This is a genomic window from Streptomyces sp. NPDC028928, from assembly GCF_055564915.1.
Genome location: NZ_JBVHVI010000001.1, coordinates 591,320 through 604,516, shown reverse-complemented (window position 1 = coordinate 604,516; position 13,197 = coordinate 591,320). Strand labels below are relative to the sequence as shown.

The 13,197-nt window shown below is 72.8% G+C and carries 11 protein-coding genes; 8 read left to right on the top strand and 3 right to left on the bottom strand.

The annotated features are described in order from the left end of the window. Positions 1-132 precede the first annotated feature (132 nt). Positions 133-1,143: an urea transporter gene (locus tag ACZ4U1_RS02735; RefSeq protein WP_467898765.1), complete on the top strand. Its 1,011-nt coding sequence runs from the start codon at positions 133-135 to the stop codon at positions 1,141-1,143. Between the two features lie 221 nt (positions 1,144-1,364). Continuing rightward, a complete protein-coding gene (locus tag ACZ4U1_RS02730) occupies positions 1,365-3,068 on the top strand; it encodes an LCP family protein (RefSeq protein ID WP_467898764.1) in 1,704 nt (567 codons plus the stop codon). Positions 3,069-3,092: 24 nt separating this feature from the next. Here ACZ4U1_RS02730 and ACZ4U1_RS02725 read toward each other — a convergent pair whose 3' ends face one another. After that, positions 3,093-3,872 carry a DUF1206 domain-containing protein gene (locus ACZ4U1_RS02725; protein WP_467898761.1) on the bottom strand — a complete coding sequence of 260 codons (780 nt, stop codon included), beginning with the start codon at positions 3,870-3,872 and terminating at the stop codon, positions 3,093-3,095. A gap of 190 nt (positions 3,873-4,062) precedes the next feature. Here ACZ4U1_RS02725 and ACZ4U1_RS02720 point away from each other — a divergent pair, with 190 nt between their 5' ends. Next, a complete protein-coding gene (locus tag ACZ4U1_RS02720) occupies positions 4,063-4,716 on the top strand; it encodes a hypothetical protein (protein WP_467898759.1) in 654 nt (217 codons plus the stop codon). A 172-nt stretch (positions 4,717-4,888) separates the two neighbouring features. Then, positions 4,889-5,506, top strand: coding sequence for a sigma-70 family RNA polymerase sigma factor (locus ACZ4U1_RS02715; RefSeq protein ID WP_467898756.1), 618 nt, complete (start codon positions 4,889-4,891; stop codon positions 5,504-5,506). A 547-nt stretch (positions 5,507-6,053) separates the two neighbouring features. On the opposite strand, the gene ACZ4U1_RS02710 is transcribed toward ACZ4U1_RS02715, so the two are convergent. Continuing rightward, complete coding sequence (locus ACZ4U1_RS02710) at positions 6,054-7,316, bottom strand: MFS transporter (RefSeq protein ID WP_467898753.1); 1,263 nt, start codon at positions 7,314-7,316, stop codon at positions 6,054-6,056. A 226-nt stretch (positions 7,317-7,542) separates the two neighbouring features. On the opposite strand from ACZ4U1_RS02710, the gene ACZ4U1_RS02705 reads away from it, so the two are divergent. Then, entirely contained in the window at positions 7,543-8,205 is a 663-nt protein-coding gene (locus ACZ4U1_RS02705; protein ID WP_467898750.1) for a ScbR family autoregulator-binding transcription factor, read from the top strand. Between the two features lie 110 nt (positions 8,206-8,315). Here ACZ4U1_RS02705 and ACZ4U1_RS02700 read toward each other — a convergent pair whose 3' ends face one another. Further along, a complete protein-coding gene (locus ACZ4U1_RS02700) occupies positions 8,316-8,768 on the bottom strand; it encodes an SgcJ/EcaC family oxidoreductase (RefSeq protein ID WP_467898748.1) in 453 nt (150 codons plus the stop codon). A 126-nt stretch (positions 8,769-8,894) separates the two neighbouring features. Between ACZ4U1_RS02700 and ACZ4U1_RS02695 the strand changes: the two genes are divergently transcribed. The 3 genes from ACZ4U1_RS02695 (at position 8,895) to ACZ4U1_RS02685 (ending at position 13,066) form a co-directional block, all read left to right on the top strand. Next, positions 8,895-9,347, top strand: a complete 453-nt coding sequence (locus ACZ4U1_RS02695) for a MarR family winged helix-turn-helix transcriptional regulator (protein WP_467898745.1) — start codon at positions 8,895-8,897, stop codon at positions 9,345-9,347. Positions 9,348-9,452: 105 nt separating this feature from the next. Further along, positions 9,453-10,301: a class I SAM-dependent methyltransferase gene (locus ACZ4U1_RS02690; protein WP_467898742.1), complete on the top strand. Its 849-nt coding sequence runs from the start codon at positions 9,453-9,455 to the stop codon at positions 10,299-10,301. A 581-nt stretch (positions 10,302-10,882) separates the two neighbouring features. Further along, complete coding sequence (locus ACZ4U1_RS02685) at positions 10,883-13,066, top strand: MMPL family transporter (RefSeq protein ID WP_467898740.1); 2,184 nt, start codon at positions 10,883-10,885, stop codon at positions 13,064-13,066. Positions 13,067-13,197: the final 131 nt, after the last annotated feature.

Sequence of the window (13,197 nt, the reverse complement as noted above, 5' to 3'; positions counted from 1 at the left end):
CCGGCTCCCGGCGCCGCCGGGAGCCGCCACCGGCAACCCCGACCTCGACAAGTCGTACCGCATGACGGAATATGTATGCCGCACAGCGGAAAACGACAGACGGTGGGGTCGCGTCGGGTGAGGGGGCAGGGCGTGCGGCGGTCGGACGGTGTCCGGTGGTGGCGGAGACGGGGCGCGGGCTTCGGGCGGCCCCTGCTGCGCGGTCCGGCCCAGGTGATGTTCCTGGCGGACGCGCGGACCGGCGCCGTCTTCTGCCTCGCCCTGTGCGCGGCCGACTGGCGCTACGGCGCCTACGCGCTGGGCGGCGCCGCCCTCGGCACGGGCACCGCCCGGCTGCTGCACATGGCCCCGGGCCGGGTGGAGTCGGGTCTTGAGGGCTTCAACTCCTGCCTCCTGGCCCTGTGTTTCGCGGTGTTCCTGGACGCGGGCCGGCCGTCCACGGTGCTGCTCGCCGCCGTCGGCTGCACGGTGGCCGCGGTCGTCACGGCGGCCGTGGTCCGACTGCTGCGGGTGTGGCACCTGCCCCCGCTGACCCTGCCGTACTGCCTGCTGGCGAGCGCGGTCACGGTCGCCGCGCCCGCCTTCCGGCGGATCTGGCCGCACGACGGCAGCCTCGCCGCGCTGCCCGGCGCGGCCTCCGGTCCCACCGCGCTGCGCCCGGGCGAGCTGTGGCGGGCGCTCTTCCGCAACGTGTCCCAGGTGTTCTTCCTGGACGAGTGGTACGTGGGGGCGCTGCTGCTCGCCGGTCTCTTCCTGGCGAGCCGTACGGCGGGGCTGGTGGCCTGCGCCGGCAGCGCGACCGGCATCCTGACCGCCTGGGCGCTCGGCGTGCCGGCGGCCCGGATCGCCGACGGCACGATGGGCTACAACGCGGTGCTCGTCGCCCTCGCCCTGTGCGGGGTGTTCCTGGGGGCGTCCCCGGCCACGCTGCTGTACGCGCTGCTCGGCGCGGTGACGGCGACCGCCGTGACACCGGCCGTCGCCCATCTGCTCGCCCCGTCCGGCGGTCACGCGTTCACCTGGCCGTTCGTGCTGACGACGCTCGGCTTCCTGACCGCCGCCCGCTCCTTCCCCCGCCTCAGTGCCCCCACCCCGCCGGAGCCCCCCTCACCCAGGCCCGGCACCCCGGCCCCCGCCGCGTAGGTCCGCCTCACGGGCACCGGAGGCGCACGCCGCCGCGGTGACCGTCGTCGTATGGCGTCGCTTCCGGCCGCACAGTCCGCGCCGGGCGCTCAGGTACGGCACGTAGACTCCCGCCACCTGTGCGTTCGGTAGGCGTCCACGCTGCTCGGACCACGCGTTTGCTAGATTGCGCAACTACGCAACCGACCCGGCGCAGGCGCGACCGTTCAGGGGAGTGGGAGATGAGCGACCCGTGGGACGGGCCGGCCGGCCAGGGCACGCGGAGCCGCGGTACGCGGGTCCCTCCGCAGCGCGGGGCCGAGGCGGACGGCGCTCGTCCGCCGGGCGGCCGGGCGGCCGCCTCACGGGAGCGTGGCGGCGGGCGACCCCGCCGGACCCGCCCGGTGGGACGCGGCAGGCGGTGGCTGAAGATCACCGGCATCTGCCTGTCCGTCCTCATCGTGGTCACCGCCGGCGCCGGCTGGTGGTTCTACCAGCACCTGAACGGCAACATCCACAGCGTCTCGCTGGACGGCAAGGGCGGCACGGAGAAGGCCGACGCCTTCGGCCGCACCCCCATCAACATCCTCGTCATGGGCTCCGACGGCCGCACCAGCAAGACCGACTGCAAGCTCGGCGGCGGCTGCTCGGCCACCGGAGTGCAGACCGGCAGCAACGCGGACGTGCAGATGGTGCTGCACATATCCGCCGACCGCTCCAACGCCACCGTGATGAGCATCCCGCGCGACACCATGACCAAGGTCCCGGCCTGCGAGGACAGTGAGACGGGCCGGTCCACGTCCGGCTACTACGGCCAGATCAACAGCGCCCTCCAGTACGGCCCCGCCTGCCAGGTGGCCACCGTCCACCGGCTCACCGGCATACCCATCGACCACTTCGTCAGGCTGGACTTCTCCGGTGTGGTGAAGATGTCCGACGCGGTCGGCGGCGTCTCCGTGTGCGTCAGCGGCGACGTCTACGACACCTACTCGCACCTGAAGCTGTCCAAGGGCAGCCACACCCTCAAGGGCGTCGCGGCCCTGGAGTTCGTACGGTCCCGGCACGGCTTCGGCGACGGCAGTGATCTCGGCCGTACGATCTCGCAGCACATCTTCCTCAGCGCGATGATCCGCAAGTTCAAGAGCGCGGGCACGCTCACCGACCCCACCGCGGTCTACCACCTCGCCGACGCCGCCACCAAGGCGCTGACCGTGGACGACGGCCTGGGCAGCGTGAAGAAGCTGATCTCGCTCGCCGACGACGTGAACAAGGTCCCGGCCGAGCGGATCACCTTCACCACCATGCAGACGGCACCCGACCCGGACGACAGCGACCGCGTCGTGGTGGGCGCGGGCGCCCGGTCCCTGTTCTCCACGATCGCCGACGACCAGTCGCTGACCACCGGCTCCGGCAAGAAGTCGGCGGCGGCCTCGGCGACCGCCAAGGCGACGGCCACCACCTCCGCCGTACCGGCCGCCCGGATCGCGGTGACCGTCGAGAACGGCACCACGGTCACCGGCCGCGCCTCGGCCGTCGCGACCGCCCTCACCGGCAAGGGTTTCAGCTCGGGCACGACCACGGCCAACGCCCCGAGCCCCGCGACGACCACCACCCTCACCTACGGCGCCGGCCGGAAGCCCGAGGCGCAGACGGTGGCCAAGGCGCTCGGCCTGCCCTCCTCACACCTCGAGCAGGGCACCGGCACCGGCCTCACCCTCGTGATCGGCAGCGACTGGCCCAGCGGAAAGACCTACCCGGGCGGCACCTCCTCGCCCGCGCCCGCCGACACCGAGGCCGCCGTCGGAGGCGCCCACGCCTCCACCGCCGACCAGGCCAGGACCTGCGCCAAGGTGAGCCCCTACAAGACGGTCACCCTCGACGGCGTCTCCATGACCCCGGCCCAGGCGTACGCGGCGGCGCGGAACAAACCCGACTCCGACGCCTGAGCGGCACCGGCCGCGGCCGCCGGATCAGAGCTTGCGCCAGCGCGCGTTGCACCAGGAGAAGACGCCGAACGCGGCGAGGCCGAGCGCGACCAGGGCGAGCAGCCAGGGCCCGGCCGGGAGGTCGCGGAACGCGCGCAGGGTGTCGTCCATGCCCCGGGCCTTCCCCGGCTCGTGCCGGACGGCCGCGACGAGGGCGAACACACCGGCCGCGGCGAAGACGACGCCACGGGCGGTGCCGCCGGTCACCCCGAGGGTCTCGACGACCGTGCGGGTCCTGGCGGACATGGCGTGCGTCCGCAGGTTCTCGCGGAACGTCCGCTGTACGGCCCGCACCGCGATCCACCCCCCGGCGATCACCACGGCGGCACCCGCGATGCCGAGGAGCCACTGGCCGCCGGGCCACTCCAGCACCCGGGCGGTGACGTCGTCGGTGTGCCGGTCGGAGGACCCGCTGCCGCTGCCCCGGTCCCCGGCGGCGTAGGCGAGCACCGAGTAGGACACGAAACAGTAGAAGACGAAACGGAACAGGTCCGCCGCCCGCCGGGAGAGCTTGGACCCGTCGGGGCCCGGCCCGCCGAACACCGCCTCCGACAGCCGCCACACCGCCATACCGGCGAGGGCGACGCCCACGATCCACAGCATTGCCGACCCGAACGGCTGCCGGGCCAGCTCACCGAGGGCGCCACCGCGGTCGGCCTGGTTCCCGCCGCCGCCCCCGCCGAAGGCGATCCCCAGCGCGATGACCGCCACCAGTACGTAGATCAGCCCGCGTGCGGCGAAGCCCGCCCGGGCCGCCACGGCCATGGCCGTGCTGTCCGCCGCCCGCCGCGCCCGGAACCGCCCTCGAAGGGCCCATGACCGTGCGTCCATACTCCGCCGATTGCCCCCGCGCGCCGGTACGACACCTGTTCGCCGGTGACCGGCACGGTTCGGCGGGGGCTGGTTTCCGTACCTCCGCATGACGACGGGGGACGGGATGCGAGGATGGGGCGCCATGACAGCAGGGTGGGGTGTGCGCACGGTGCGGGCCGCGGTGTTCGCGGCCGTCTGTGTCGTACTCGCCGCCCTCGGCCACGTCCTGATGTCCGGCCGTGACGTCCCCGCGTGGGCACTGGCCGCCGGCCTCGCCGCGACAGGCGGCGCCGGCTGGTGCCTGACCGGCCGGGAACGCGGCCCGGCGCTCATCGTCCCGCTCGTGGTCGCCGCCCAGACGGCACTGCACTCGGCGTTCTCGCTCGCCCAGACCCTTTCCGTGAGCACCATGCCGTCACCGCACGCGGACATGCCGATGGACATGCCGATGGGCATGAGCGGCATGGACATGAACGGCATGGACATGGCGCACATGGCGCACCCCATGGGGGCCGGGGGCGGCTGGCCGGTGTCCGGGATGACGGCCGCCCACCTGCTGGCCGCGCTCCTCACCGGGCTGTGGCTGGCCTACGGCGAGCAGGCCGCCTTCCGCATCCTGCGGGCCGTGGCCGGATGGCTGGCCGCGCCGCTGCGGCTGTTGCTGGCCCTGCCCCTCGCCGCCGGCGGTCCCGACCTCCGACCGCGCCGCCCGCGTTCGGACCGGGCGCCGCGCCCCGCCCTGCTCATCCACACGATCACCTCGCGCGGACCGCCCGTGGGGACCGCTGTCGTCTGAAGACAGCCGGAACACCGAGGCCGCCCCTGAGCGCCGCCTCGGTCCACGGCCGTACGTCCGCGTACGCCGGCAGCACTCGTGCGCGCCACGTAGGGCCGTCTCCTCACACACCGGACCCCGCGCGCTCCGGCGTACCCGGGTCCGGTCACGGTCGACCCGAGAAGGACACCAGGTGATCACTCCTGTCCTGCCCGCAGCACGGACCGCCCACGACCCGTCGGTGACCGCCGACGAGTCGGCGACCGCCTGGGCGCTGGCCGCCCGTGGCGGCGACGCCGACGCGGTCGAGAATTTCGTCCGTGCCCTGCACCGCGACGTGCGGCGCTACGTCGCCCACCTCTGCGCCGATCCGCAAGCCGTCGACGACCTGGCCCAGGACACCTTCCTGCGCGCCCTCGGCAGCCTGCACCGCTTCGAGGGTCGCTCCTCGGCACGCACCTGGGTGCTGGCCATCGCCCGCCGAGCGGTGACCGACAGTTACCGCCACGCCGCCGCGCGGCCGCGGCTGTCCGACGCGGCGGACTGGCAGCCGGCCGCCGAATCGGCTCAGCCGCGGGGCCTGCCCGGCTTCGACGACGGCATCGCGCTGCTCGATCTGCTGGCCGGGCTGCCGGACGAGCGCCGGGAGGCATTCGTGCTGACCCAGCTGCTCGGTCTGCCCTATGCGGAGGCGGCCGAGGTCAGTCACTGTCCCATCGGCACGGTCCGCTCCCGCGTGGCCCGCGCCCGGGCGACGCTGATCGGCCTGCTCGACGCAGCGGAGAAGCCCACCACCGCTGCGGCGGCCTGAGCGAGCGGCTGAGCCGGGGTCGGTGGCGGTGTGTCAGCGGCCGCATGGGGTTACTGCCCGGAGCGGCCCCGGCTGGTGGCCGGGTGGCGGGTCGTGTCTGGGCGTGACCACTCGCGCGTGCGGAGCTGCACCGTGTAGGCGGCGGTGGTCGGCAGTTCGCCGGCGTCGCGGTTGCCTGAGTGGGCAGCTGGGCCGGGGTTGGTGGCGGTGTGTCAGGGGCCGCATGGGGTTACTGCCCGGAGCGGCCCCGGCTGGTGGCCGGGTGGCGGGTCGTGTCTGGGCGTGACCACTGGCGCCTGCGGAGCTGCATCGCGTAGGCGGCAGTTGGCAGTTCGCCGGCGATGGGTTGCCTGAGTGGGTGGTTCGGCCGGGGTGGGTGGGAGTGTGTCAGCGGCCTCACAGGGTTACTGCCCGGAGCAGCCCTGGCCGGCAGCCGGGACGTGGGTCGTCCCCGGGGGTGACCACAGACGCTCGCCGAGCCGCATCGTGTAGGCGGCGGCGGTCGGCACCGGCGGGTCGGTGGCGGTGTGTCAGCGGCCCTATCGGGTTACTGCCCGGAGCGGCCCCGGCCGGCAGCCGGGACGTGGGTCGTCCCGGGGCGTGGCCACTGGCGTCCGCCGAGCAGCACCGCGCAGGCGGCGGTGGTCAGCAGGCCGCCGGCGAGGAAGGTGCCCCGTGCGCCGGCGAGGGGCAGGACCAGTGCGCCGAGCGCGGCGCCCGCCGCGATGCCGGCGTTGTAGGAGCCGGAGTTCGCCGCGAGCGCGATGTCCGTGCGGCCCGGCGCGCAGTGCAGCATCGCGTTCTGCGCGGTCATGAACACCGGTCCGAGCGCACCGCCCGTCAGGACCAGGAACAGCACCGCCGCCGCCGGACGGGTGCCGGCCGCGTACAGGCCGAGCATGCCCACGGCCTGGGTGGCCACGGCCGTGGTCAGCGCGGCGTCCGGGAAGCGGTCCAGCAGCGCCGCGGTGACGCTCACCCCGGCCAGACACGCGGTGCCGAAGGCCGCGAAGAGGGCGCTGACCGTGCCCGGCGGGAATCCGCTCACCGTGCCCAGGAACGACACGAGGTAGGTGTATCCCGCGAACGCCCCGGTGGCGGACAGGAACCCCGCCGTCAGCACGGTCGCGAACCGGCGGACATCCGGGCCGCTCGCGTAGGCGGCGGGCTCCTCGTCCGGACGCGAGGTCGGCAGCAGGACGGCGATCGTCACGAGGGAGACCAGCCCCAGCACGGCCAGTGCGGCGACCGGCACCGGCCAGCCGCTGCGCCGGCCCAGCCAGGTCCCGGCGGGAACACCGAGCACGAGGGCGAGCGAACCGGCGACCGACAGCGCCCCCACCACACGCCCGCGCACCCGGGGCGCGAACAGGCCGACCGCCACCGGACCCGTCACGGCCCAGAACAGCGCCTGGGCCGGCGCGGTCAGCAGCCGGGCCGCGAGGAGCAGCCAGTAGGAGGTGGCCAGCGCCGCGACCAGACTGGACACCACCAGCGCCGCGAGGAGGCCCGTGAGCACATGACGGCGGGGCACCGCCCGCAGGGCGTGGGCGAGCGGCAGCGAGGCGACGGCGACCATGACGCCGTAGCCGGTGACCAGCAGACCGACCGCCGACAGGGACACCCGAAGGCTCTCGGAGATCAGCTCCAGCAGGCCGATCGGCAGGTTCTCCGCGGTGTTGAAGGTGAACGCGGCCAGCATCAGGGCGGCGACCACCGCGGCTCCGCGCCATGGAGCCGGACGCGTCGCCGTCGCCCTGCGGCCGCGTTCCGACCCGGTCCACCGCGCCTGCTCCGTGGCACCACCCATGCACCCACCTCACCCGCCTCACCGGTTCCACGGCAACCGAATTGCCGTACAGTGCGCCGGGCCATGCCACCAACCCCCCGTCGCCCGGCCGCCGTACAGGAGCCGGTCTTCGCCTGCCGGGGGCAAGTGCCACTGTGCGTCAACTGACGGACCGCGCCTTCCCGTTGACCGTCCGTGCGGTATGGTACGAGCTGTTTGGTTTAATTTTCAGCTTGGGGGAGGGTCCATGGCGCAGCAGGAGCGAGCTGTCCGGACCCGACGTGCTGTTCTCGAGGCCGCCGCGGCCGTCTTCGCGGAGCGCGGCTACGCGGCTGCCACCATCGCCGAGATCCTCAACCGGGCCGGCGTCACCAAGGGCGCCCTGTACTTCCACTTCGACTCCAAGGCGGCCCTCGCCCGGGGCGTGCTGCAGGAGCAGATGAGGACCGAATACCACCTGCCCCGGGAGCTGAAGCTCCAGGAGTGGGTGGACGCCGGTATGACCCTGGCCAAGCGTCTGCCCCAGGAGCCCATCCTGCTCGCCGGTGTCCGGCTCTCCGCCGATCTCCAGGGACACGACGTCCTCGGCAGCGCCTGGCCTGCCTGGGCCCGGCTGACCTCGTGCGTCCTGACGGAGGCCAAGGAACGCGGCGAGGTGCTCCCGCACGTCGTGCCCGAGGACACCGCCCAGATCTTCCTCGGCGCCTGGATCGGCGTGCAGTTCGTCTCGCAGGCCGTGGCCGGCTGGGCCGACCTGGACGAGCGGATGTCGGCGCTGTACGACCACTTCCTCCCGGCGATCGCCGCCCCCGCCGTCCTCGTCCGGCTGGACACCGCACCGGACCGTGGCGCCCGCGTGATCGCCGAGGTCCACGAGAAGTCGGCCGCCCTCGCCGGCGTCTCCGGCTGACATCGACCGGCACGTCCCGTTCCCCTCCACGGCCGCCTCCCGCGCGGCGCGGCAGGCAGACCTGTCGGCGCGTAGCAAACCGCTGAGACGGTTCAGGGCGGGAGCGCCGCTCACGCCCGGGCGGCCGCCGGGACCAGTCCGGGCGCGAACCGGAAGGAGAGGGCCTCCATCAGGGGCCTGCGCTTGGTGTTGTGGAAGGCGGCGATACGCCACACGCCGTCCGCCTTCCGGACCAGCGTGTACGTCTGGACCTTCCCGAGCCTGCGGGGCCGGCGGCCCTTGTGCGTGTCGCCGCGCCCGCTGACCACCGCCGTGTCCGGCCCGAGGAAGCGGACACCGACGATCTCGTCCGCGAGCCGGGTGTCCTTGAGGAAGGTTGTGAACAACACGCGATGGCTCTCGGTGATGTCCTGGCGCCCCTGGTAGAGGGTGCCGACGTAGGTGGCGTAGGTGGCGTCCTCGGTGAACAGACGGCCGTAGGCGTCGGCGTCGTGCCGGTTCCAGGCGGCGACCAGGGCGTCCAGTACGGCGGTGACGGCGGCGGAGTCGTGAGCGGTGGGCATGGCGGAGATCTCCCCTCGTGGTTAGGCTTGCGCAGAGTCTTACCGAGAGCAGTATCTGCACGCGTGCAGAGATTTGGGAAGGGGGTAACCGTGCCGAATCGCCGGAGCGGCAGGGACGAGGAACGTGTGATTTTCCGTCAGTACCTGGACGCCGTGGGCCTCCACGGCCTGGCCGGCGCGGAGGCCGCGGGTCTGCAGTCCTCGGAGTGGTACGCGCTCAGCCTGATCACCCAGGAGGGCAGTCTCACGTCGGGCGAACTCGCCGCCCGCACCGGCCTGACCACCGGTGCCACCACCCGCCTGATCGACCGCCTGGAACGCGCCGGATACGCGCGCCGGGTCCCCGACCCCACGGACCGCCGCCGTGTGCACGTCGAACCCGTCCCCGACGCGCTCGCCCGCGTGGAGGAGGTCGTCAGCCCGGCCCGCCGCCGTCTCGCCGAGGTGCTGGCGGACTACACGCCCGACCAACGCGCGCTGATCTTCGACTACTTCACCCGCGCGGCGCCCGCGTTCCGCGCCGCGACCGAGGAGATCCGGGCGGCGGCCCCGCGCAGACGGACCAGGGGAACGGGCTGACGCGATCGGAGCCGCGACGGAGGACGCCCGCGCCCGCCCGCCGCCGTGGCATCATCACCGTCGTCTGAACGACCACGCCCACCGGAAAGGCCAGGCCGACCCGAGATGAACGACTGGGAGTGGGACGAGACGCTGTTCGCGGGCACGGCCCCCTACTACCGGCAGGGCCGGTTGCCCTACGCGCCCGGGCTGGTGGCACGGCTCGCCGAGGTACTGCCGGCCGACGGCACCGGACGCCTCCTCGACGTGGGCTGCGGCCCCGGCACGGTCACCCTGCCCATGGCCCCCCTGTTCCGCGAGGCCGTGGGCGTGGACCCGGACGCCGGCATGATCGCCGAGGCCGAGCGCCGGGCCGCCGCCGCGGGACTGTCCGCGAGGACCCGCTGGCTACGGCTGCGCGCCGAGCATCTCCCGGCGGGGCTCGGCACGTTCACCGTGGCGGTCTTCGCCCAGTCCTTCCACTGGACGGACCGGGAGCGGGTGGCCCGCACCGTCCACGGCATGCTCCACCCCGGCGGAGCACTGGTGCACCTGGCCGACGTGAAGAACGAGCACCGCACGACCGAAGGCCTGCCGTACCCGGCCGTGCCCTACGCGGACATCGCCGACCTCGTCAAGCGGTACCTGGGCCCCGTCCGCCGTGCCGGCCGGGGCCTGTTGCCGCACGGCACACCGGGTGGCGAGGCCGCGGTGCTCACCCGGGCCGGATTCGCGGGCCCCGAGCGGCACCTCGTCCCCGGCGGACAGATCCTGGTGCGCACCACGGACGACGTCGTCGCCTGGACCTTCTCGATGTCCTTCTCCGCCCCGCACCTGTTCGGCCCCCACCGCGAGGCCTTCGAGGCGGACCTGCGCCGCCTGCTCGCCGAGTCGGCCCCGGCGGACCGCTTCGCCGAACAACTGCCGAGCACCGAGGTGTTCGTCTGGCGCCGGCAGGTCGCCAGGTCGGGGTAGGCGCGCGGCAGGTTCGCGGCGCGGTTGAAGCCGAGGGTGACCGTGCCGTCGGGCCCGGGTCGCAGGCGGGTGTGTATCGGAAGGAGGTGCGCAGCGGGTGCCGCCGGCGTACCGGCTGTCCCGCTCTGCGACGGCCCCGAACGCGTACCGGCCGCGCACCGCCGTGCCGTCCACGGGAGGAGCGGCACCGGGCCGAGGAGGGGGCGCCGGCCGGACGGCACGGCTTCCTCGCCGTCACCGGGACTGCACCGGCTGGTCGTCCCGCGCGTTCGGCGTGATCCGGCTGAGGTGTCTTTGTCCGGTCGGTCGCATCCAGCCCATCTCCCTTACGGCTGCCGTGTGTTGGCGGGCCGTTCACCGTCCGGACCCGGGTGGGTGCGCCTCGTCCGGAATCCCGGACGGGTTCGCAGGTCCGGGCCGCGGTGTGCGTGTCCGGTGAGCGGACATGTGTTCGCGGTCACTAGGATGTGAGGCCAAGACAACCATGTGACCGGCCTGTTGATGCGGGCCGGTCGGGGTCGCCGATGCCAGGGACCGCTCCCCGGGCTGCGGTGATCTTCCTTCTCAGGAGGACCCTCCGCATGTTCCGACGAATAGGCAACGCCGTCGTCCGTCATCCCGTTTGGACGATCGTGGCGTGGCTGATCGCCGCGGTGGCGATAGTCGCCACCGCTCCGAGCCTGCCCTCCAACAGTGACGAGAGCAGTTTCCTGCCCAAGAGTTACGAGTCCATCAAAGCGGCGGATCTCCAGCAGAAGGCGTTCCCCAGCGCCTTCACCCCGTCCGCGATCGCGCTCTACCAGCGCACCGACGGCGGCAAGCTCACCGCCGCCGACCAGCAGGATGTCGCCCGGATCACCACCGAACTGGGCAAGAAGCACATCGACCAGGTGCAGAAGGTCATCCCCGGCCAGCCGTCCAAGGACGGCAGGTACACCCTGACCCTGGTGCAGATGGACAGCAAGAACGCCGGTCAGCCCAAACAGGCCGACGCGGCCGAGGTGTTACGTGAAGAGGCCAAGAAACTGGCCAAGGGCACGCACCTCGACGTCAAGCTCGGCGGCTCCGCCGCCCAGGCACTCGACCAACAGGACTCGTCCAAGCGCGGCGAGGCGTTGATCGGTATCGGCACCTTCGTCATCATCCTGGTGACGCTGCTGATCATCTTCCGGGCGCCGATCCTCGCCATCCTCCCCCTGGTGCTGATCGGCCTGGTCTCCGCCGTCGCCAACGGGCTGATCGCCTACGCCACCAAGCTGTTCGGCCTGGAGGCCAACAGCTCGATCTCCTCCATCCTCATCGTCGTGCTCTTCGGTGTGGGCACGGACTACTTCCTGTTCCTGATATTCCGCTATCGAGAGAGTCTGCGCGCCGGTGACGAGCCCAAGCAGGCCATGATCAACGCGGTCGGCCGGGTCGGCGAGGCCATCGCCTCGGCGGCGGGCGCGGTCATCATCGCGTTCCTCGCCCTGGTGCTGTCCACACTGGGCTTCCTGAAGCAGATGGGCCCGGCGCTCGCCATCGCGGTCGGCGCCACCCTGATCGCCGGCCTGACGCTGATCCCCGCCGTGGTCTCCCTCATCGGGCCCAAGGTGTTCTGGCCCTCCAAGTCCTGGCAGAAGGAGCCGCAGAACGCCCGCTTCGCCGCCCTCGGCCGGGGTGTCCAGCGCCGCCCGGCGCTGACCGCCCTCGTGTCCGGTCTCATCCTGCTCGCCCTGTCGCTCGGCACCTTCGGCTACAAGGCCACCTTCGACCTGGCGTCCGGCTCCATGCCCAAGACCAAGGAGTCGATGGTCGTCCAGGACGAGATGCAGAAGGCGTACTCGGCGGGTGCCGCGGCCCCCACCGACGTCTACCTGTCCAGCACCGACGGCAAGCCGCTGGACAAGGCCGCCTTCGACGCGTACGCGCGGAAGCTCGGTGCCGTGGACGGCGTCGCGAACGCCCGCATGACCCAGGTGAACAAGGAGGGCACCACCGCCGACTTCACCGTCACGCTCAAGTACGAGGCGTCGACGGACAAGGCGATCGACGCCGTGGGCAGGGTCCGCGATGTCGCGCACTCCGCGGCGCCCGACGGCACCGAGGCGCTCGTCGGCGGCATGTCCTCGATCTACAAGGACATCAACGCGGCGGTCAACCACGACTACAAGACGGTCTTCCCCGTCGCCGCCGTCCTGATCATGATCATCCTGGGGCTGTTGCTGCGCAGTGTGGTCGCCCCCTGGTACCTGATGGCCTCCGTGGGCCTCGGCTTCGGCGCCACCCTCGGTGCGACCGTGTGGATCTTCCAGGAGGGACAGGGGCACTCGGGCCTGATGTTCATGCTGCCGGTGATCATGTATCTCTTCGTGGTCGCCATCGGCACCGACTACAACATCCTCATGATCGCCCGGCTGCGGGAGGAGGCCCGCGAGGGCCGGGAACCGCGCGAGGCGGCCGGCATGGCGCTCCGGCACGCCGGGCCGACCGTGGCCGCGGCGGGCTTCATCCTCGCGGCGACCTTCGCCACGATGATGCTCGCGGGCAACTCGCTGCTGTCGGAGATGGGCTTCGCGGTCTCCTTCGGTATCGCGGTGGCCGCGTTCGTCATGGCGATGTTCTTCACCCCGAGCCTCACGGCCCTGATCGGCCACGCGGCCTGGTGGCCGGGCCATGGGGACCGGGCGGAGGTGCCGGCCGCCGGAACCGGGACTTCCGGCCAGCTCCGGGGAGATCAGGACCGGGACAGCACCGCCAACGATCCCGCCGGGCGCCGCGGCTAGCGGCAGCCGGTGTGATCGGTGAGGTCCTGGGGGGGGGGGCGGGAGGGGGGGGGCCTTTTGCGTTTGGGGTAGGAAGGCCCCCCTGGGCCGGAGACGGGGCCTGAAACGGCCTGGGGCACGACCGTTCCCTT

Bases quoted from the DNA above. Each gene is read 5' to 3' on its own strand.
- ACZ4U1_RS02730 (WP_467898764.1), top strand. From the start codon at position 1,365: ATGAGCGACCCGTGGGACGGGCCGGCCGGCCAGGGCACGCGGAGCCGC.
- ACZ4U1_RS02705 (WP_467898750.1), top strand. From the start codon at position 7,543: ATGGCGCAGCAGGAGCGAGCTGTCCGGACCCGACGTGCTGTTCTCGAG.
- ACZ4U1_RS02690 (WP_467898742.1), top strand. From the start codon at position 9,453: ATGAACGACTGGGAGTGGGACGAGACGCTGTTCGCGGGCACGGCCCCC.
- ACZ4U1_RS02725 (WP_467898761.1), bottom strand. From the start codon at position 3,872: ATGGCCGTGGCGGCCCGGGCGGGCTTCGCCGCACGCGGGCTGATCTAC.
- ACZ4U1_RS02710 (WP_467898753.1), bottom strand. From the start codon at position 7,316: ATGGGTGGTGCCACGGAGCAGGCGCGGTGGACCGGGTCGGAACGCGGC.
- ACZ4U1_RS02700 (WP_467898748.1), bottom strand. From the start codon at position 8,768: ATGCCCACCGCTCACGACTCCGCCGCCGTCACCGCCGTACTGGACGCC.
- ACZ4U1_RS02720 (WP_467898759.1), top strand. From the start codon at position 4,063: ATGACAGCAGGGTGGGGTGTGCGCACGGTGCGGGCCGCGGTGTTCGCG.
- ACZ4U1_RS02685 (WP_467898740.1), top strand. From the start codon at position 10,883: ATGTTCCGACGAATAGGCAACGCCGTCGTCCGTCATCCCGTTTGGACG.